The sequence below is a fragment of the Frigoribacterium sp. PhB160 genome (assembly GCF_003751785.1).
Lineage (GTDB): Bacteria > Actinomycetota > Actinomycetes > Actinomycetales > Microbacteriaceae > Frigoribacterium.
The window spans coordinates 89413-106949 of sequence record NZ_RKIE01000003.1; the positions used below are offsets into that span (position 1 = coordinate 89413).

At 72.3% G+C, this 17537-nt stretch carries 22 protein-coding genes; 16 read left to right on the forward strand and 6 right to left on the reverse strand.

The window, feature by feature from the left end; translation table 11 throughout:
• Positions 1–13 precede the first annotated feature (13 nt).
• The gene (idi, locus tag EDF38_RS13400) at positions 14–586 is read left to right on the forward strand and encodes an isopentenyl-diphosphate Delta-isomerase (protein WP_123356229.1); all 573 of its coding nucleotides are present in this window, start codon (positions 14–16) and stop codon (positions 584–586) included.
• A 93-nt stretch (positions 587–679) separates the two neighbouring features.
• Here the strand turns inward: idi and EDF38_RS13405 are convergent, their stop codons facing one another.
• Positions 680–1777 carry an acyl-CoA desaturase gene (locus EDF38_RS13405; protein ID WP_123356231.1) on the reverse strand — a complete coding sequence of 366 codons (1098 nt, stop codon included), beginning with the start codon at positions 1775–1777 and terminating at the stop codon, positions 680–682.
• Positions 1778–2052: 275 nt separating this feature from the next.
• Between EDF38_RS13405 and EDF38_RS13410 the strand changes: the two genes are divergently transcribed.
• Together EDF38_RS13410 and EDF38_RS13415 are read left to right on the forward strand one after the other, a co-directional pair.
• A complete protein-coding gene (locus EDF38_RS13410) occupies positions 2053–2757 on the forward strand; it encodes a DUF308 domain-containing protein (protein WP_123356233.1) in 705 nt (234 codons plus the stop codon).
• Positions 2754–2999 (forward strand): hypothetical protein, encoded by a 246-nt coding sequence (locus EDF38_RS13415; RefSeq protein ID WP_123356235.1) that lies wholly within the window; start codon positions 2754–2756, stop codon positions 2997–2999. Before EDF38_RS13410 ends, EDF38_RS13415 begins: the two co-directional genes overlap by 4 nt.
• Before the next feature lie 96 nt (positions 3000–3095).
• Here EDF38_RS13415 and purB read toward each other — a convergent pair whose 3' ends face one another.
• From purB to EDF38_RS13430, 3 genes are read right to left on the reverse strand one after another with little or no spacing between them, the layout of a single operon-like run.
• A complete protein-coding gene (gene purB / locus EDF38_RS13420; protein WP_123356237.1) occupies positions 3096–4478 on the reverse strand; it encodes an adenylosuccinate lyase in 1383 nt (460 codons plus the stop codon).
• Positions 4475–4912: a low molecular weight protein-tyrosine-phosphatase gene (locus EDF38_RS13425; RefSeq protein ID WP_123357011.1), complete on the reverse strand. Its 438-nt coding sequence runs from the start codon at positions 4910–4912 to the stop codon at positions 4475–4477. Before EDF38_RS13425 ends, purB begins: the two co-directional genes overlap by 4 nt.
• A gap of 50 nt (positions 4913–4962) precedes the next feature.
• Positions 4963–5370: a phage holin family protein gene (locus EDF38_RS13430; protein ID WP_123356239.1), complete on the reverse strand. Its 408-nt coding sequence runs from the start codon at positions 5368–5370 to the stop codon at positions 4963–4965.
• 118 nt (positions 5371–5488) lie between these two features.
• Here EDF38_RS13430 and EDF38_RS13435 point away from each other — a divergent pair, with 118 nt between their 5' ends.
• Genes EDF38_RS13435 through EDF38_RS13455 form a run of 5 tightly spaced genes read left to right on the forward strand, consistent with a single transcriptional unit; the run spans position 5489 to position 11106 of the window.
• On the forward strand, positions 5489–6559 hold the full coding sequence (locus tag EDF38_RS13435; RefSeq protein ID WP_233572467.1) for a histidinol-phosphate transaminase: 1071 nt from the start codon (positions 5489–5491) through the stop codon (positions 6557–6559).
• Positions 6560–6589: 30 nt separating this feature from the next.
• The gene (locus EDF38_RS13440) at positions 6590–7747 is read left to right on the forward strand and encodes a thiamine pyrophosphate-dependent dehydrogenase E1 component subunit alpha (RefSeq protein ID WP_123356243.1); all 1158 of its coding nucleotides are present in this window, start codon (positions 6590–6592) and stop codon (positions 7745–7747) included.
• A 59-nt stretch (positions 7748–7806) separates the two neighbouring features.
• Positions 7807–8772, forward strand: a complete 966-nt coding sequence (locus EDF38_RS13445) for an alpha-ketoacid dehydrogenase subunit beta (RefSeq protein ID WP_370275642.1) — start codon at positions 7807–7809, stop codon at positions 8770–8772.
• Positions 8773–8783: 11 nt separating this feature from the next.
• Positions 8784–10343, forward strand: coding sequence for a dihydrolipoamide acetyltransferase family protein (locus EDF38_RS13450; RefSeq protein WP_123356248.1), 1560 nt, complete (start codon positions 8784–8786; stop codon positions 10341–10343).
• A 25-nt stretch (positions 10344–10368) separates the two neighbouring features.
• The gene (locus tag EDF38_RS13455) at positions 10369–11106 is read left to right on the forward strand and encodes a GntR family transcriptional regulator (RefSeq protein ID WP_123356250.1); all 738 of its coding nucleotides are present in this window, start codon (positions 10369–10371) and stop codon (positions 11104–11106) included.
• A gap of 24 nt (positions 11107–11130) precedes the next feature.
• Here the strand turns inward: EDF38_RS13455 and EDF38_RS13460 are convergent, their stop codons facing one another.
• Both EDF38_RS13460 and EDF38_RS13465 read right to left on the reverse strand, forming a co-directional pair.
• Entirely contained in the window at positions 11131–11592 is a 462-nt protein-coding gene (locus EDF38_RS13460; RefSeq protein WP_123356252.1) for a glucose PTS transporter subunit IIA, read from the reverse strand.
• Positions 11589–11825: a glucose PTS transporter subunit EIIB gene (locus EDF38_RS13465; protein WP_123356253.1), complete on the reverse strand. Its 237-nt coding sequence runs from the start codon at positions 11823–11825 to the stop codon at positions 11589–11591. The genes EDF38_RS13460 and EDF38_RS13465 overlap by 4 nt, the downstream gene beginning before the upstream one ends.
• 153 nt (positions 11826–11978) lie before the next feature.
• Here EDF38_RS13465 and EDF38_RS13470 point away from each other — a divergent pair, with 153 nt between their 5' ends.
• From EDF38_RS13470 to rpsN, 8 genes are all read left to right on the forward strand, one after another.
• Positions 11979–13241 carry a PTS transporter subunit EIIC gene (locus tag EDF38_RS13470; RefSeq protein ID WP_123356255.1) on the forward strand — a complete coding sequence of 421 codons (1263 nt, stop codon included), beginning with the start codon at positions 11979–11981 and terminating at the stop codon, positions 13239–13241.
• A gap of 111 nt (positions 13242–13352) precedes the next feature.
• Entirely contained in the window at positions 13353–14321 is a 969-nt protein-coding gene (locus tag EDF38_RS13475) for a metal ABC transporter solute-binding protein, Zn/Mn family (protein ID WP_123356257.1), read from the forward strand.
• Positions 14318–15193, forward strand: a complete 876-nt coding sequence (locus tag EDF38_RS13480; protein WP_123356259.1) for a metal ABC transporter ATP-binding protein — start codon at positions 14318–14320, stop codon at positions 15191–15193. The genes EDF38_RS13475 and EDF38_RS13480 overlap by 4 nt, the downstream gene beginning before the upstream one ends.
• Positions 15190–16095 carry a metal ABC transporter permease gene (locus EDF38_RS13485; protein ID WP_123356261.1) on the forward strand — a complete coding sequence of 302 codons (906 nt, stop codon included), beginning with the start codon at positions 15190–15192 and terminating at the stop codon, positions 16093–16095. The genes EDF38_RS13480 and EDF38_RS13485 overlap by 4 nt, the downstream gene beginning before the upstream one ends.
• 13 nt (positions 16096–16108) lie before the next feature.
• Positions 16109–16558, forward strand: coding sequence for a Fur family transcriptional regulator (locus EDF38_RS13490; protein WP_123356263.1), 450 nt, complete (start codon positions 16109–16111; stop codon positions 16556–16558).
• A gap of 170 nt (positions 16559–16728) precedes the next feature.
• The gene (gene rpmB / locus EDF38_RS13495) at positions 16729–16965 is read left to right on the forward strand and encodes a 50S ribosomal protein L28 (RefSeq protein ID WP_043595945.1); all 237 of its coding nucleotides are present in this window, start codon (positions 16729–16731) and stop codon (positions 16963–16965) included.
• Positions 16965–17132, forward strand: a complete 168-nt coding sequence (rpmG, locus tag EDF38_RS13500) for a 50S ribosomal protein L33 (protein WP_043595944.1) — start codon at positions 16965–16967, stop codon at positions 17130–17132. Before rpmB ends, rpmG begins: the two co-directional genes overlap by 1 nt.
• Before the next feature lie 2 nt (positions 17133–17134).
• Positions 17135–17440: a 30S ribosomal protein S14 gene (gene rpsN, locus EDF38_RS13505; RefSeq protein ID WP_123356265.1), complete on the forward strand. Its 306-nt coding sequence runs from the start codon at positions 17135–17137 to the stop codon at positions 17438–17440.
• Positions 17441–17537 lie beyond the last annotated feature (97 nt).

Consider the following 17537-nt stretch of genomic DNA (forward strand, 5'->3'; position numbering starts at 1 on the left):
CAGACTACCTCTCATGACCACCGACATCTCGGCGCTTCCCCAGTCGCTCGACCCCGATCCGGTCGGCGTGCACGACGAGCTCGTGGTATTGCTCGACGACGCCGGCGAGCCGGTCGGCACCACCCGCAAGGCGACGGTCCACACGACCACGACGCCGTTGCACCTGGCCTTCAGCTGCCACGTCGTCGACGAGCACGACCGGGTGCTCGTCACGCGCCGCGCCCTGACGAAGAAGACCTGGCCGGGCGTCTGGACCAACAGCTTCTGCGGGCACCCCGCCCCCGGCGAGACGCCGGAGCAGGCCGTGTACCGCCGGGCGTCGCAGGAGCTCGGCATCGAGGTGACCGACGTGCGCGTCGTCCTGCCGGAGTTCCGGTACCGGGCGACCGACGCCTCCGGCATCGTCGAGAACGAGGTCTGCCCGGTCTTCACCGCCCGGGCGGTCGGCGTGCCCGACCCGTCGCCCGACGAGGTCGCCGAGTGGGCCTGGACCGACCACGCGGCGCTCGCGCGGGCCGTCGAGGCGACGCCGTTCGCCTTCAGCCCGTGGCTGGGCTGGCAGCTCGCCGCCTGGCCGACGGCCTGACCGCGCGGCCGCGCGGACGACGACGGCCCCGGTCCGCGTGAGCGGGCCGGGGCCGTCGTCATGGGGCACCGCCGGGACGGCGGCGCGGACCGGCTAGCGCGGGCGGAGGGTCGCCGCCGCCGGGCAGTCGAACGGGTCGCGGGCGGCGAGGCCGACGCGGTTGAGGTAGCGGATGACGATGCCGTACGACTTGACCGCGGTGGTCTCGGCGTAGGGGATGTCGTGCTTGGCGCAGTGCTCCTTTACCAGCAGGCTCGCGGCGCGGAGGTGCGGCCGGGCCATGCTCGGGAACAGGTGGTGCTCGATCTGGAAGTTCAGACCGCCCATGAACGCCGTCGAGAAGCGACCGGTGATGTTGCGCGACGTCAGCACCTGCTTGCTGAGGAAGTCGACCTTGGCGCCCTCGGGGATGATCGGCATGCCCTTGTGGTTCGGGGCGAACGACGAGCCCATGTAGAGGCCGAAGACGGCCATCTGCACGCCGATGAAGGCGAAGCCCATGCCGACGGGCAGGAACGCGAAGACGACGGCGAAGTACGCGGCCATGCGGACGGCGATGAGCGTGATCTCGAGCGCGCGGCCCTCGACCTTCTCCTTCGTCAGCAGCACGCGGAACGAGTGCACGTGCAGGTTGACGCCCTCGCCGAGCAGCAGCGGGAAGAAGAGGTAGCCCTGACGACGCGTCAGCTGGCGCATGAGGCCGGTCTGCTTCGCGGCGTCCTCCTCGAGGAACGACACCGTGTCGAAGGCGATGTCCGGGTCCTTGCCCTTGGTGTTCGGGTTGGCGTGGTGACGCGTGTGCTTCGACATCCACCACGCGTAGCTCATCCCGACGACGCCGGCGGCGAGCACGCGGCCGACCTTGTCGTTGCGCGTGCCCGAGTCGAACACCTGGCGGTGCGCGGCCTCGTGGGTGAGGAAGGCGAACTGGGTGAGGATGATGCCGAGCGCGCCGGCGATCAGCAGCTGGAACCAGCTCGACCCCAGCAGCACGAACCCGGTGCCGGTGCCGGCGAGGCACAGCACGAGCACGACGAAGACGGTCACGTAGAAGCCGGTGCGGCGCCTCAGCAGCCCGGCCTCGCGCACGGAGGCGAGGAGGGTCGAGTACGTGCTGGTCGGCTTGCTGGCCCGACCCGGGACGGTGGGGCGGAACCCGGCCGGGGCGGCCGAGGGTGCGATGGCAGACATTGAGCTCCCGCGATGGTCGACTTCCCAGCCGCGTGTCGTGAGCAGTCGCCCTCGGATGCAGCGACAGTAGGGGCGGGGCCTGGGAGACCGCCGGGCAGATCGGCCCTCGTCCATGCCCCCTCCGGCATGCGTCGACCCGGAGGCGCGGGTCGGCTCCCCAGCGTCGGCCGCCGCCCGTCGCGGGGGCCTCCGTCCCCTCGACGGCGAGCGACCCCGGGCCCCGGCCCCCGCCGTCGGGTCGTAAACTGGGTCGGTCCCCCGTCGAGAAGAGTGAAGTGTCGTCTGCCCCCGCGTCGTCCGGGCCCGCCCGTCGGGCCCCGCTCGGCGACTCGTCGGACGCCTCCCGCTCGGCGGCCCGCTACTGGCCGGTGCCGCTGCTGCGGGCCGTCCCCCTGCTCGCCCTCGGCGTGGCCATCACCTTCTCGCCCGACCACTCGGCCCGCGTCGGCCTGCTCGGCTTCGGCGTGGCCGCCCTCCTCGGCGGGCTCGTGCTCGTCGTCGGGTCGCTCCGGCTCCTCGACGACCGGTCGAGCCGTCCCCTCGGCGTGGTGCAGGGCGTGGCGAGCCTCGTGGCCGGCGCCCTGGCGCTGGTCTTCTGGGGCGGGGGCCTGCCCGTGCTCGTCGCGGTCGTGACCGCCTTCGCCGTCGTGACCGGGGCGCTCGAGCTCGTCGCGGGCCTCCGCCGTCGTGGTCGCTCGCCCCTGGCCCGCGACTGGACGACGGTCGGCGCGCTGACCCTCGTGCTGGCCGTGGCCTTCCTCGTGGTGCCGCCCGACTACTCGCGCCAGCTCGGCGGCATCGAGGAGATCGAGGGGGTCCTCACCTCGTCGACCGTGCTGGTCGGCCTGCTGGGAGCATGGGGGGCGCTCGTCGGCGTCTTCCTCGTGATCGCCGGCCTCTCGCTCAAGTGGCAGACCGGCGCCGACGCCGCGCCGGGCCCCGCCACCGACCCCACCGCAGACGGAGCACCCCAGTCATGACCGATCCCAGCTGGCGCGACCGCGTCCGCCCCGCCGAGTTCCTCGGCCTCAGCGCCGTCTTCGCCGTGTTCGTCGGCGTCGTCGTGCTCATGACGACCCGCGAGCTCGACCTCGCGCTGATCTTCCTCTGCATCGGCTTCATCGTCGCGCTCGTGGTCATCGCCATGCTCGCGCTGGCCGCGAAGCCGAACGACGACGAGCGCCACGAGATCGACGAGAGCGACGGCCCCCGGGCCCACTAGCCCCGGCCCGTCCGCCGCCGCACGCACGCACGCACGAGGACCCCGCGCCGATCCGGTGCGGGGTCCTCGTGCGTGCGGCGGGTCGCGCCGGGCGGGCTACGCCAGCCGGTCGACGAGCTGCGACGCGATGCCGGTGTAGCCGGCGGGGGTCAGCGCCACGAGCCGGGCCTTCGCCTCGTCGCCGATGTCGAGGCCCTCGACGAAGGCGACGAGCTCGGCCTGGCCGACGCGCTTGCCGCGGGTCAGCTCCTTGAGCAGCGCGTAGGGGTCGTCGATCGACGAGCGGCCGGCGACGACCTCGGCCCGCACGACGGTCTGGATCGCCTCGGCCAGCACCTCCCAGTTCGAGTCGAGGTCGGCGGCGAGCGACTCGTGGCCGAGCGCGATCTCGCCGAGTCCGCGGCGGAGGTTGTCGAGCGCGAGCATCGAGTGGCCGAGGGCCACGCCGATGTTGCGCTGGGTCGACGAGTCGGTCAGGTCGCGCTGCTGGCGCGACGTGACGAGGGTCGCCGCGAGCGAGTCGAGCAGGGCGCTCGACAGCTCGAGGTTGGCCTCGGCGTTCTCGAAGCGGATCGGGTTGATCTTGTGGGGCATCGTCGACGAGCCCGTCGCGCCCGCCTGCGGGATCTGCGTGAAGTAGCCCATCGAGATGTACGACCAGACGTCGGTCGCGAGGTTGTGCAGCACGCGGTTCGCGTGCGAGACCCGCGAGTACAGCTCGGCCTGCCAGTCGTGCGACTCGATCTGGGTCGTCAGCGGGTTCCAGGTCAGGCCGAGGGCGTCCTCGACGAACGCGCGCGACACCTCGGGCCAGTCGAGGCCCGGGTCGGCGACGACCTGCGCCGAGAAGGTGCCGGTGGCGCCGCTGAACTTGCCGAGGTACTCGGTGCCGACGACCTGGGCCCGGAGGCGCTGCAGCCGGTGGGCGAAGACCGCGAACTCCTTGCCGACGGTCGTCGGCGTCGCGGGCTGGCCGTGGGTGTGGGCGAGCATCGGCACGTCGCGGGCCTCGACGGCCCAGGCCGCCAGGGCGGCGACCACGGCGTCGAAGGCCGGCAGCCAGACCTCGGCGACGGCGGCCTTGACGGTGACCGCGTACGAGAGGTTGTTGATGTCCTCGCTGGTGCACGCGAAGTGCGTCAGCTCGGCGATGCGCTCGAGGCCGAGGTCGGCGAGGCGCGCGCGGACGTAGTACTCGACCGCCTTGACGTCGTGACGGGTGGTCGCCTCGAGCCCCGCGAGCTCGTCGATCGCGGACTGCCCGAAGTCGGCGACGAGCGCACGCAGCGCCTCCTTCTGGTCGGTCGTCAGGGGCTCGGACCCGAACGCCGCGCGGTCGGTCTGCGCGATCAGCCACTCGACCTCGACGTGCACCCGCGCGCGGTTGAGGCCCGCCTCGCTGAGGTGGTCGCCGAGCTGCCCGACGGAGGCGCGGTACCGGCCGTCGAGCGGGCTGAGGGGCTGGGGGGGCAACGTCATGAGGGTCCCTTGCGGAGTGCGGGTTCGATCTGGCGGAAGAGTGCGGCGCAGGCACGCTCGACCGTGTCGAGCACGGAGTCGAACATCGCGGCGTCCGAGTAGTACGGGTCGGGCACGTCCGTGCCGGCGCCGCGGTCGAACGACAGCAGCAGCTGCACCTTCGACCGGTCGGCGTCGTCCGGGGCCCACGACCGGAGGACGCGCTCGTGACCCCGGTCGAGCGCCACGACGAGGTCGTGACGAGCGAAGTCGGCGGTCTCGAACTGCTTCGCCCGGTGCCGGGAGACATCGTAGCCGCGGGCGGTCAGCGCGGCGGCGGCCCGGGGGTCGGGGCCCTCGCCGACGTGCCAGTCGCCGGTGCCGGCCGAGCTGACCTCGATCGCGTCGCCCAGCCCGGCCCGCTCGGCGAGGTCACGCAGCACGATCTCGGCCATCGGCGACCGGCAGATGTTGCCGGTGCAGACGAAGCAGACGCTGAGCCCGCTCACCGTCGTCGGTCGCGCGGCTCGACGATCGGGCGGACGACGATGCCGATCAGCCACGCGACGACCGCGAGCACGAGCGCGCCGAGCACGCCCCACCAGAAGCCCTCGATCGCGAGGCCGAACCCGATCAGGCCCGAGACCCACGCGACGATGCCGAGCAGCAGGCCGTTGACGATGAACGACACGAGCCCGAGCGTCAGCACGTAGAGGGGGAACGCGACGACCCTGATCGCCGTGCCCACGACGCCGTTCACGACGCCGAAGATGAACGCCACGAGCAGGTAGGTGAGCACCGTCTCGGTCGTGCCGCCGTCGCCGAACGCGTCGACGGACACCCCCGCCACGAGGAGCGTCGTCAGCCAGAGGGCCAGCGCGTTGATCAGCAGCCGCACGATGAATCGGGTCATGCGCCCATCATGCCGACCCGTCCCGCCTCGCGGTAGTCGCGGGCGGTGCCTGCACCCGCCCGGCCCACGGGGAGGCGCGGGACGGCGAGGCGGGGAGGCCACGCCCTAAGGTGGCCGGGTGACCCCTCCCGTGCGCCTCCGTCCCGAGATCGCCGCCCTGCCCCCGTACCGGCAGGGCAAGCAGGCCGCGCCCGACGCGTTCAAGCTGTCGTCGAACGAGAACCCGTTCGAGCCGCTGCCCGGGGTCGTCGAGGCCCTGCGCGCCGCCGTGAGCGTCAACCGGTACCCCGACGCCAGCGCCTCCGGCGTCCGGGCCGCCCTCGCCGAGAAGTTCGGCGTGACCACCGACGAGGTGCACGTCGGCGCCGGCTCGGTCTCGCTGCTCAACCAGCTCGTGCTCGCCGCCGCCGGCCCGGGCGACGAGGTCGTCTACGCCTGGCGCTCGTTCGAGGCCTACCCCGGCATCGTGACCGTGGCCGGCGCGACCAGCGTGCAGGTGCCGCTGACCGCCGACGGCCGCCACGACCTCGTGGCCATGGCCGCCGCCGTGGGCGACCGGACGCGCCTCGTGATCGTCTGCTCGCCGAACAACCCCACGGGCACGGTCGTCACCACCCACGAGTTCGAGCAGTTCATGGCCGCCGTGCCGGACGACCTGCTCGTCGTCCTCGACGAGGCGTACGCCGAGTTCGTCACCGACCCCGACGCCGTCGACGGCGAGTCGCTCACCGAGCGGCACCCGAACCTCGTGGTCCTGCGCACCTTCTCGAAGGCGTACGGGCTGGCGGCCCTCCGCGTCGGGTACGCGATCGGCGCCTCCGCCGTCCTCGACGCGGCCCGGGCCACGGCGATCCCGCTCTCGGTCACCGAGCAGGGGCAGGCCGCCGCGCTGGCCTCCCTCGCGCAGGAGGACGAGCTGCTCGCCCGCGTCGAGCAGCTGGCCGCCCGGCGCGACGAGGTGCGCGACGCGCTCGTCGCGCAGGGCTGGGACGTCCCCGCCGCCCAGGGCAACTTCGTCTGGCTGCCGACCGGCGAGCGCACCGCCCGCGCGGCCGACGTCTTCGGCCGCCACGGGATCGTCGTACGGGCCTTCGCGCCGGAGGGCGTCCGCATCTCGATCGGCGAGCCCGAGTCGGTCGAGGGGCTGCTGCTCGCGGCACGGGAAGTGCTGGCGGACACATCCGCCTGACGGCATGCACCCATCGGTAGATTGGGGCGCATGTCCTCCACCGAAGCGGGCCGCGACGTGTCGACGGTCCAGCTCCTCACCCCGAGCGGCGAGCTGACGCAGTCCGACGAGTCCGCCGAGTTCCTGCCCCTCGTCGAGGCCCTCTCCGACGACCAGCTGCGCGCGATGCACCGCGACATGGTGCTCACGCGCCGCTTCGACGTCGAGGCCGCCGCGCTCGCGCGCCAGGGCCAGCTGGCCCTCTGGGTGCCCAGCCACGGCCAGGAGGGCGCCCAGGTCGGGCTCGCCCACGCGACCCGGCCCCACGACCACCTGTTCCCGTCGTACCGCGAGCACGCCGTCGCGCTGAGCCGCGGCGTCGACCCGGTCGACATCCTCCGCCTGCTGCGCGGGCACACGCACGGCGGGTGGAACCCCGCCGAGCACCACAACTTCCACGTCTACACGCTCGTCATCGGCTCGCAGACGCTGCACGCCACCGGCTACGCGATGGGGCTCACGCTCGACGGCAAGGCCGGCACCGGCGACGTCGAGACCGACCAGGCCGTGGTCACGTTCTTCGGCGACGGGGCGACGAGCCAGGGCGACGTCAGCGAGGCCCTCGTCTTCGCCGCGAGCTTCCAGACCCCCGAGCTGTTCTTCCTGCAGAACAACCAGTGGGCGATCAGCGTGCCCGTGTCGCGGCAGTCGCGCACGCCGCTCGTGCACCGCGCCGGCGGCTTCGGCATCCCCGGCACCCAGATCGACGGCAACGACGTGCTCGCCGCCTACGCGGTGAGCCGCCGCGACCTCGACGCCGCCCGCACCGGCGGCGGCCCGCGCTTCATCGAGGCGATGACCTACCGCGTCGGGGCCCACACCTCGTCCGACGACCCCACGAAGTACCGCACCGACGACGAGCTGCAGGGCTGGATCGCCCGCGACCCGATCACCCGCTTCGAGGCGTTCCTCCGCGGCCGCGGCGAGGGCCAGCAGTTCTTCGACGACCTCGGCACCGAGTGCGACGACCTCGGCGCCGACGTCCGCCGCCGCACGGTCGAGCTGCCGAAGCCCGAGGTCGGGCTGATGTTCGACCACGTGTACTCCGAGCCCCACCCCCTGATGCGCGAGCAGAAGGAGTGGCTCGCCCACTACGAGCAGAGCTTCGGCCCGGCCGCCACGGCCACCGACGACGGAGGACGCGCATGACCGACACGACGCAGACCGTGACCGGGGCGGAGGAGCCGACCCGCGCCTCCCTCGCCTCGATGCCCCTCGGCAAGGCGATCACCGCCGGCCTCCGCGCTTCGATGTCCGCCGACCCGCGCGTGCTGCTCATGGGCGAGGACATCGGCACGCTCGGCGGGGTCTTCCGCGTCACCGAGGGGCTGCAGGCCGAGTTCGGCGACGACCGCGTCATCGACACCCCGCTCGCGGAGTCGGGCATCGTCGGCACGGCGATCGGGCTCGCGATGGCCGGGTTCCGCCCGGTCTGCGAGATCCAGTTCGACGGCTTCATCTACCCGGGCTTCGACCAGATCACCTCGCAGCTCGCGAAGCTCACCAACCGCCACGAGGGCACGCTGCAGATGCCCGTCGTGATCCGCGTGCCCTACGGCGGGCACATCGGAGCCGTCGAGCACCACCAGGAGAGCCCCGAGGCGTACTTCGCGCACACCGCCGGCCTCCGCGTCGTCAGCCCGAGCACGCCGCACGACGCCTACTGGATGATCCAGGAGGCGATCGCGTCGAACGACCCGGTCATGTTCTTCGAGCCCAAGAGCCGCTACTGGCCCAAGGGCGAGGTCGACCTGTCCGACCCGCAGGCGCCGCTGCACGCCAGCCGCGTCGTGCGCACCGGCACCGAGGTGACCCTGCTCGGCCACGGCGCCATGGTCAGCGTGCTGCTGCAGGCCGCCGAGATCGCCGCCGCCGAGGGCATCTCGGTCGAGGTCGTCGACCTGCGCTCGCTGTCGCCCGTCGACTACGGGCCGATCCTCGAGTCGGTGCGGAAGACCGGCCGCCTCGTCGTCGCGCAGGAGGCCCCCGGGTTCGTCAGCGTCGGCTCCGAGATCGCCGCGACCGTCGCCGAGAAGGCGTTCTACTCGCTGCAGGCGCCGGTGCTGCGCGTCAGCGGGTTCGACACGCCCTTCCCGCCCGCCAAGCTCGAGACCCTGTACCTGCCCGACGCCGACCGCGTGCTCGAGGCCGTCGACCGCGCTCTCGCGTACTAGAGGAGCAACCCGTGACCAGCGAATTCGCCCTGCCCGACGTCGGCGAGGGCCTCACCGAGGCCGAGATCGTCGAGTGGAAGGTCGCCCCCGGCGACACCGTGCAGATCAACCAGGTGCTCGTCGAGATCGAGACGGCCAAGTCGCTCGTCGAGCTGCCCTCGCCCTACGCGGGCGTCGTCGAGAGCGTGCTCGTCGCCTCCGGCGAGACCGTCGACGTCGGCACCCCGATCATCACCATCGGCACGGGCACCGCCCCGGGCAGCCCCTCCGACCGGGTCGCCGAGGCCGAGTCGGTCGAGTCGGGCGGCCTCGCCCGCACGGCCCGCATCATCGCGCAGGAGGAAGAGGCGCTGTCGGGACAGAGGGCGCGCGGCGAGGCGACCGGTCCCGTGGCCGTCGTCGCGCCTCCGGCCCCCGCGGCGCAGGCCGCCCCCGCGGCCGCGGCACCGGCAGCACCCGCCGCACCCGCGGCACCGGCCCCGTCCGCCGACGACGTCGCCGCCTCGGGCGCGACCGGCGCCGTCGCCTCGTCGGGCGACCCCGCGGCCGACTCCGGGTCGGGTGCCGTCCTCGTCGGCTACGGCGCGGCCGGCGGCCACGCCTCGACGCGACGCCGCTCCCCCTCGAAGACCGAGGTCGACGCCCGGCAGCTGCGCGTCGCCGAGCAGGCCCGTCGCCGACCGACGACGTCGGTGCCCGCCGCGCAGGCGCTGCCGATCATCGCGAAGCCGCCGATCCGCAAGCTCGCGAAAGACCTCGAGGTCGACCTGGCCACGGTGCAGCCCACCGGCCTCGCCGGCGAGGTCACGCGCGACGACGTCATCCGGCACGCGCAGCAGGCGAGCGTCTTCCGCAACATCGAGACGCCCGAGTGGGGCGAGGAGCGCATCGAGCGCATCCCCGTCAAGGGCGTCCGCAAGGCCATCGCCGCCGCGATGACGTCGTCGGCCTACACGGCGCCGCACGTCAGCCTGTTCGTCGACGTCGACGCGACCCGCACGATGGAGTTCGTCAAGCGCCTCAAGGCCTCGCCGCAGTTCGCCGGCGTCAAGGTCTCGCCGCTGCTGATCATGGCGAAGGCGATCATCTGGGCCGTGCGCCGCAACCCGATGGTCAACTCGGCCTGGACCGACCGAGAGATCCTCGTGCGCCACTTCGTCAACCTCGGCATCGCCGCGGCCACCCCGCGCGGCCTCATCGTGCCGAACGTCAAGGAGGCCCAGTCGATGAGCCTGCTCGAGCTGGCCCAGGCCCTCGAGCAGCTGACGTTGACCGCCCGGGACGGCAAGACGACCCCGGCCGACATGCGCGACGGCACCATCACGATCACGAACATCGGCGTCTTCGGCATGGACACCGGCACGCCGATCCTCAACCCCGGCGAGGTCGCCATCGTCGCCCTCGGCACGATCAAGGCCAAGCCCTGGGTCGTCGACGGCGAGGTGCGCTCGCGCATGGTGACCACGATCGGCGCGAGCTTCGACCACCGGGTCGTCGACGGCGACGTCGCGAGCCGGTTCGTGGCCGACGTGGCCAGCGTCCTCGAGGAGCCCGCGCTGCTGCTCGACTGAGCCGCGCGCCCGGGGAGGACCAGCCATGACGCAGCCGATCGTCGACGGGGCCGTGCCGAAGCACGAGCAGCTGCGGGCGATCCTGCAGCAGCTCGCGCAGGCGGGCCTCCCCGCCGGCGCCGCGATCCCGAGCGAGCGGCAGCTCATGGCCGACCACGGGGTCAGCCGCATCACCGTCCGGGAGGCCATCGGGCAGCTCGTCGCCGACGGCTGGCTGACGAGGGTGCGGGGCAAGGGCACGTTCGTGGCCCACCGCGTGGTCCAGTCGACCCTCCACCTGGCCTCGTTCACGGAAGAGATGACGGCCCTCGGGCACGTGCCCGCCACCGTGGTGCTCGTCCGCGACGAGCAGGTGCCGCCCGCCGACACCGTGGCGGCGCTCGGCCTCGAGGCCGGGGCGACGGCCTTCCGGGTGAAGCGCCTCCGGCTGGCCGACGGCGAGCCCGTCAGCGTCGACGACGCCTGGTTCCCCGCCGGGCGGTTCGCCGGCCTGCTCGAGCGCGACCTCAGCCTCTCGCTCTACCGCATGTTCGACGTCGAGTACGGCCTGCCGGTCACCCACGCCGTCCAGACGGTCGCGGCCGAGGAGGCGGGGGCCGAGACGGCGACCCTGCTGGGCACCCGCGACGGCGCGGCCGTGCTGGCCTTCGACCGCACGTCGTGGTCGGGCGACCTGCCGGTCGAGCACGCCCGCAGCTGGTACCGCTCCGACCGCTACCGGCTGTCGATGCACGTGGCGTCGGGCGAAGGCACCCCGGCCTGACGTCACCGGCACCGGCCGGCGGCGCTAGAGGCTGAAGAGCCGCTCCCCCGCGGCGACCGTCGACCCGACGACCGACTGGTCGACGCTGTCGGGCGCGCTGTCGAGCACGACGACCGGGCAGGCGAGCGAGTACCCGGCCTCCGAGACGACGACCGGGTCGACGCTGACGACGAGGTCGCCCGCGGCGACCGTCGCGCCCTCGGCGACGGCGAGCGTGAAGCCCGCGCCGCCGAGCTTCACCGTGTCGATGCCGACGTGCACGAGCACGCCCTCACCCGACGCGGCCACGACGACGAACGCGTGCGGGTGCAGCTTGACGACGACGCCGTCGACGGGCGAGACGACCTCGACGAGCGACGACCCGACCGGAGGCGCGGAGGGCTCGAGCGCGACGCCCGCCCCCACGAGCTGGCCGGCGAACACCGCGTCCGGCACCTCGGCGAGCGCGACGACCCGCCCGGCGACGGGCGCGAGGACGTCCGTCACGCGTCGAGGATGTCGTTGATGTCCTCGGCGAGGGAGTCGGCGATCGTGCCGACGATCACCTGGACGCTGCCGCCCGCGTGGACGACGGCCGTGGCGCCGGCGGCCTTGAGCGCGGCGTCGTCGACGAGCGAGACGTCCTTGACGTCGGTGCGGAGGCGCGTGATGCAGCCCTCGATCTCGTCGATGTTGTCGGCTCCGCCGAGTCCGTCGATCATTGCCTGTGCCTTCGACATGGGGTCTCCTCCAGGGGGTCTGCGGGGGCGGGGCGGGTCTGCCTCGGCGATGCGCGCCTCCTAGTTGACACCACCGGACGGTCTGAGGAAACTACCACCCACTGGTCATGACCGGACAGGACCGGCAGGGCACGGCGACGAGAGGAACGGCACATGTCGAAGACCGAGGCCACGGCCACGAAGACGGGGTCGAAGCGAGGCGCGGGGGCCTTCGCGGTGCTGCAGCGGCTCGGTCGCAGCCTGATGCTGCCGATCGCGGTGCTGCCCGCCGCGGGCATCCTGCTGCGGCTCGGCCAGACCGACCTGCTGGGGGCGATCCCCGGGTTCGAGACGGGCGCCTCCGTCATCGGCGCCGCCGGCCAGGCGGTCTTCACCTGGCTGCCGCTCATCTTCGCGGTCGGCATCGCCATCGGCTGGGCGAAGAAGTCGGACGGCTCGACGGCCCTCGCCGCCGTGGTCGGCTACATGGTCATCGACGGGGTGTTCACGGCGATGTCGCCGCTCGTGCTCGCGGGCGAGACGACGCCGACGGGCGATCCGGCGGTGATCAACTACGGCGTGCTCGGCGGCATCGTGATGGGCCTGCTCTCGGCCATGCTGTGGCAGCGCTTCTACCGGACGAAGCTGCCCGACTTCCTCGGGTTCTTCTCGGGCCGCCGCCTCGTGCCGATCATGACGGCCGTGACCGGCCTGGTCGTCGGCGTCGTGATGTCGTTCATCTACCCGCTGTTCAACGGCGCCCTCACCTGGATCGGCACCGCCGTCGCCTCGAACGACGTGGTCGGCGGCGGCGTCTACGGCGTCGTCAACCGCCTGCTGATCCCGACGGGGCTGCACCACATCCTCAACTCGGTGGTCTGGTTCCTCGTGGGCGACTACACCGGCGCCGACGGGAACATCTACCGCGGCGACCTGACCCGCTTCTTCCAGGGCGACCCGAGCGCCGGCGTCTTCATGACCGGCTTCTTCCCGATCTTCATGTTCGCGCTGCCGGCCGCGGCCCTGGCGATCTGGCGCCACGCTCGCCCCGAGAAGAAGAAGCTCATCGGCGGCATCATGCTGTCGACCGCGCTGACGGCCTTCCTCACCGGCATCACCGAGCCGCTCGAGTTCTCGTTCATGTTCGTCGCCTGGCCGCTGTACGTGATCCACGCGATCCTCACCGGCACGTCGATGATGCTGGTCAACGCGCTCGACATCCACACCGGGTTCACCTTCTCGGCGGGCTTGATCGACTACGTGCTCAACTTCAACATCTCGCAGAACTCGATCTGGCTGATCCCGATCGGGCTCGGCTACGCGGTCGTCTACTACGTGATCTTCAGCTTCGTGATCAAGAAGTGGAACCTCAAGACGCCCGGTCGCGAGGACGACGACGCGTCGGCCGAGTCGGCCGAGGCCGCGACGAAGGCCTGAGCGCCGGAGGCGCGGTGCGGGTCGGAGGGGGAGGGTCGCGACCCTGCCCCTTCCGCGTGCACCGCGCCTCCCCGTTTTGACAATCATTATCAGTAGCAATAGCGTGGCGGCATGACCTCGCGCCGTGCCCTCTCCCTGCTCGCCCTCCCCGCCGCGGCGGCGCTCGCGCTGACCGGCTGCTCGGCGGAGGGCGGGGCCGGCGCGTCGGCGGACGACGGGCGCCTGGCGGTCGTCGCCTCGACGAACGTCTACGGCGACATCGCCTCGATCGTCGGCGGCGACCACGTCGACGTCACGAGCGTCATCAGCGACCCCTCGCAAGACCCGCACTCGTTCGAGGCCGACGCCCGTACCCAGCTCGCCGTCTCGAAGGCCGACGTCGTGATCGAGAACGGCGGCGGCTACGACGACTTCATGCAGACGCTGCTCGACGCGAGCGGCTCGGGCGCCGTCGTCGTCGACGCGGTCGAGGTGTCGGGGCTCGACGCCGACGACCACGACCACGCCGACGAGACCGCCGAGGCCGAGGGCGACGACCACGCGCACGACCACGGCGAGTTCAACGAGCACGTCTTCTACGACCTCGCCAGCATGGCGACGCTCGCGACGACGCTCGCCGACGAGTTCGGCACGGCCGACGAGGCCAACGCCGACGCGTACACCGCCGCTGCCGCCTCGTTCGGCGAGCAGATCGCCGACCTGGAGGCGCAGGCCGCCTCGATCGCCGAGGCCCACGCCGGCGAGTCGGTCGCCTACACCGAGCCCGTCCCCGGCTACCTCTTCGACGCGATGGGCCTCGAGAACGTCACGCCCGAGGCCTTCTCGGAGGCGATCGAGGAGGGCACGGACGTGTCGCCCGCGGTCCTCTCCGAGACCCTGCAGCTGTTCTCGGCCGGCAGCGTCGACCTGCTCGCCTACAACGAGCAGACCTCCAGCCCCGAGACCGAGCAGGTCGAGCAGGCCGCCACCGCGGCGGGCGTCGCGATCGTGCCGGTCACCGAGCTCCTCCCGGAGGGGGATGATTACGTCTCGTGGCAGCAGAGCAACATCGACGCGATCAAGGCGGCCCTCGAGCAGTGACGACCCGCACCACCGACGGCTCCAGCGCCGCCCCCGACGCCCCCACGGGCCGCGGGGGCGGCGCCGTGCTGCGCCTGCGCGACGCCGGCGTGACGTTCGGCGACCGCGCCCTCTGGCAGGGCCTCGACCTCGACGTCGCGCCGGGCGAGTTCCTCGCGGTGCTCGGGCCGAACGGCGCCGGCAAGACGACCCTGCTGCGGACGATCCTCGGGCAGCAGCAGCTGACGAGCGGCAGCATCGAGTTCCTCGGGCGACCGGTGGGGCGCGGTCACCGGCGCATCGGCTACGTCCCGCAGCAGCGCCTGATGGAGTCGGGCACGCCGCTGCGCACCCGCGACATGATCGCGCTCGGGGTGACCGGCCACCGCTGGGGCCTCCGCCGCGAGTCGGCGGCCGAGCGAGCGGCCGTCGACGCCCTCGTCGAGGAGGTGGGCGCCGCCTCCTTCGCCGACGCCCCCGTCGCGAGCCTCTCGGGCGGCGAGCAGCAGCGCGCCCGGGTGGGCCAGGCCCTCGCCGCCGACCCCGCCCTGCTGCTCTGCGACGAGCCGCTCATCTCGCTCGACCTGCGGCACCAGCGCGGCGTCACCGAGCTGCTCGACCGGCAGCGGCGCGCCCGCGACGCGGCGGTCGTCTTCGTCACGCACGACGTCAACCCGATCCTCGACGTGGTCGACCGGGTGCTCTACCTCGCGGGCGGTCGGTTCCGCGTCGGCACCCCCGACGAGGTGCTGCGGGCCGACGTGCTGAGCGACCTCTACGGCACGCCCGTCGACGTGGTGCGCACCATGGGCCGCGTCGTCATCGTCGGGGGCCACGGCCACGACGACCACCACGCCGACGAGCCCGCCGACGACGAGGGAGCGATCCGGTGACCGACCTGCTGAGCCAGCTCTTCTCCTTCCAGGACTTCGGCGAGCTCGTCGCCCTGGTGCGCAACTCGATCATCGCCGGGGCCGTGCTCGGCCTCGTCGGCGGGCTGATCGGCCCGTTCGTCGTGACCCGCAACCTGCCGTTCGCCGTGCACGGCATCAGCGAGCTGTCGTTCGCGGGGGCCTCCGCCGCCCTGCTGCTCGGGGCGAACGTCGTCGGCGGCTCGCTCGTCGGCAGCGTCGTCGCGGCGCTGCTGATCGGCCTGCTCGGCTCGCGCGCCCGGGAGCGCAACTCGATCATCGCCGTCCTGATGCCCTTCGGGCTCGGCCTCGGCATCCTCTTCCTCGCGCTCTACAAGGGACGCTCGGCGAACAAGTTCGGCCTGCTGACGGGTCAGATCGTCTCGGTCGACAACCCGCAGCTCGGCTGGCTGATCGGCATCTCGGCGGTGGTCGTCGTCGTGCTGCTCGTCATCTGGCGGCCGCTGACCTTCGCGAGCGTCGACCCCGACGTGGCCGCGGCGGCCGGAATCCCGGTGCGGGCCCTGGGCCTGCTCTTCATGCTCGTGCTGGGCCTCGCCGTCGCCGTGTCGGTGCAGGTGATCGGCGCGCTGCTCGTGCTCTCGCTGCTCGTCACGCCCGCCGCGGCGGCGCTCCGGGTCACGGTGAACCCCCGCCTCGTGCCGCTGCTCAGCGTGGCGTTCGCCGTCACCTCGGTGGTCGGCGGCATCCTGCTCGCGCTCGGCGGCGGCCTGCCGATCAGCCCCTACGTCACGACGATCTCGTTCGCCATCTGGCTCGTCTGCCGCGTCGTCGGGGCCCGCCGCGAGAGCGGCGGCCGACCGCTCAGGTCGCCCCGGGCCCGCCGGGTACCCTCGGCTGCGGCAGGGAACGTCCCGTCATGACCGGAGGTCGACCGTGGTAGTCCGTCGCAACACCTGGCAGCGCGAGGCCGTCCGCGAGGCGCTCGACACCAGCGAGGGCTTCGTCAGCGCGCAGGCGCTCCACACCCACCTGCGCGAGTCGGGCTCGCCGATCGGCCTGGCGACCGTGTACCGCGCGCTCGCCGACCTCGCGGCCGACGGCTCGGCCGACTCGCTGCAGCAGGAGGGCGAGAGCCTCTACCGCGCCTGCACGCCGGGCACGCACCACCACCACCTCATCTGCCGCACCTGCGGCACCACCGTCGAGATCGAGGCCGACGCGGTCGAGACCTGGGCCCAGCAGGTCGCCGCCCAGCACGGCTTCACCGAGGCGCAGCACGTCGTCGACGTGTTCGGCACCTGCGCGGCGTGCACGGCCGAGCGGGCCGCGGGCCGAGACCCCGCCGTCACCCGCGGCTTGAAACAGCCCGGGCGTGTCGTGTAGTCTCGCTCTTTGGTTGAGTGCTATCTGCGCTCATGTGCACCGCCTCCCAGCACCACGTCGTCCCTCACGGGCCGACAGCTCGTCGTCCGCGACGGGCTCGGGGGACCGGCGCGCCGACAAGTGACCTTGGGTAGGAGCTCCGGCTCCTACGGTACCTACGGAGGAAACCCATGGCAGCAACCTGCCAGGTGACCGGAGCCGTTCCCGGCTTCGGACACAACATCTCGCACTCGCACCGACGCACCAAGCGTCGTTTCGACCCCAACATCCAGAAGAAGACGTACTACGTGCCGTCGCTTCGTCGTAACGTGACCCTGCAGCTCAGCGCCAAGGGGATCAAGGTCATCGACGCTCGTGGCATCGAGTCGGTCGTCAAGGACCTGCTCGCTCGTGGGGAGAAGATCTAATGGCTCGTCAGCAGGACGTCCGTCCCATCATCAAGCTCCGCTCGACGGCGGGCACCGGCTTCACGTACGTGACCAAGAAGAACCGTCGCAACAACCCCGATCGACTCGTGCTGAAGAAGTACGACCCGGTGATCCGCAAGCACGTCGAATTCCGCGAGGAGCGCTAAGCATGGCCAAGAAGAGCAAGATCGCCAAGAACGACCAGCGCGCCGTCATCGTCGCCCGCTACGCCGAGAAGCGCCTCGAGCTGAAGAAGGCCCTCATCGACCCGAACGGCACCGACGAGAGCCGCGAGGCCGCTCGTCAGGGCCTGCAGAAGCTGCCCCGCGACGCGTCGCCGGTCCGCCTCCGCAACCGCGACCAGGTCGACGGCCGCCCCCGCGGTCACCTCAAGGCCTACGGCATCAGCCGCGTGCGCTTCCGCGACATGGCTCACCGCGGTGAGCTCCCGGGCATCACGAAGTCTTCCTGGTAGGTTTCAACCGGTTCCACAGGGCCCTCGGCTCTCTGGTCTGTACCGCACAGGCGCGGTGAACACCGCGCTTCGTCACACCGAATGAAGTCCGAGGAGG

What these genes read in the sequence shown, in the direction of transcription:
- idi (WP_123356229.1), top strand. Translation starts at nt 14, where the DNA reads ATGACCACCGACATCTCGGCGCTTCCCCAGTCGCTCGACCCCGATCCG.
- EDF38_RS13405 (WP_123356231.1), bottom strand. Translation starts at nt 1,777, where the DNA reads ATGTCTGCCATCGCACCCTCGGCCGCCCCGGCCGGGTTCCGCCCCACC.
- EDF38_RS13415 (WP_123356235.1), top strand. Translation starts at nt 2,754, where the DNA reads ATGACCGATCCCAGCTGGCGCGACCGCGTCCGCCCCGCCGAGTTCCTC.
- purB (WP_123356237.1), bottom strand. Translation starts at nt 4,478, where the DNA reads ATGACGTTGCCCCCCCAGCCCCTCAGCCCGCTCGACGGCCGGTACCGC.
- EDF38_RS13425 (WP_123357011.1), bottom strand. Translation starts at nt 4,912, where the DNA reads ATGGCCGAGATCGTGCTGCGTGACCTCGCCGAGCGGGCCGGGCTGGGC.
- EDF38_RS13430 (WP_123356239.1), bottom strand. Translation starts at nt 5,370, where the DNA reads ATGACCCGATTCATCGTGCGGCTGCTGATCAACGCGCTGGCCCTCTGG.
- EDF38_RS13440 (WP_123356243.1), top strand. Translation starts at nt 6,590, where the DNA reads ATGTCCTCCACCGAAGCGGGCCGCGACGTGTCGACGGTCCAGCTCCTC.
- EDF38_RS13445 (WP_370275642.1), top strand. Translation starts at nt 7,807, where the DNA reads ATGCCCCTCGGCAAGGCGATCACCGCCGGCCTCCGCGCTTCGATGTCC.
- EDF38_RS13455 (WP_123356250.1), top strand. Translation starts at nt 10,369, where the DNA reads ATGACGCAGCCGATCGTCGACGGGGCCGTGCCGAAGCACGAGCAGCTG.
- EDF38_RS13465 (WP_123356253.1), bottom strand. Translation starts at nt 11,825, where the DNA reads ATGTCGAAGGCACAGGCAATGATCGACGGACTCGGCGGAGCCGACAAC.
- EDF38_RS13470 (WP_123356255.1), top strand. Translation starts at nt 11,979, where the DNA reads ATGTCGAAGACCGAGGCCACGGCCACGAAGACGGGGTCGAAGCGAGGC.
- EDF38_RS13475 (WP_123356257.1), top strand. Translation starts at nt 13,353, where the DNA reads ATGACCTCGCGCCGTGCCCTCTCCCTGCTCGCCCTCCCCGCCGCGGCG.
- rpmB (WP_043595945.1), top strand. Translation starts at nt 16,729, where the DNA reads ATGGCAGCAACCTGCCAGGTGACCGGAGCCGTTCCCGGCTTCGGACAC.
- rpmG (WP_043595944.1), top strand. Translation starts at nt 16,965, where the DNA reads ATGGCTCGTCAGCAGGACGTCCGTCCCATCATCAAGCTCCGCTCGACG.
- rpsN (WP_123356265.1), top strand. Translation starts at nt 17,135, where the DNA reads ATGGCCAAGAAGAGCAAGATCGCCAAGAACGACCAGCGCGCCGTCATC.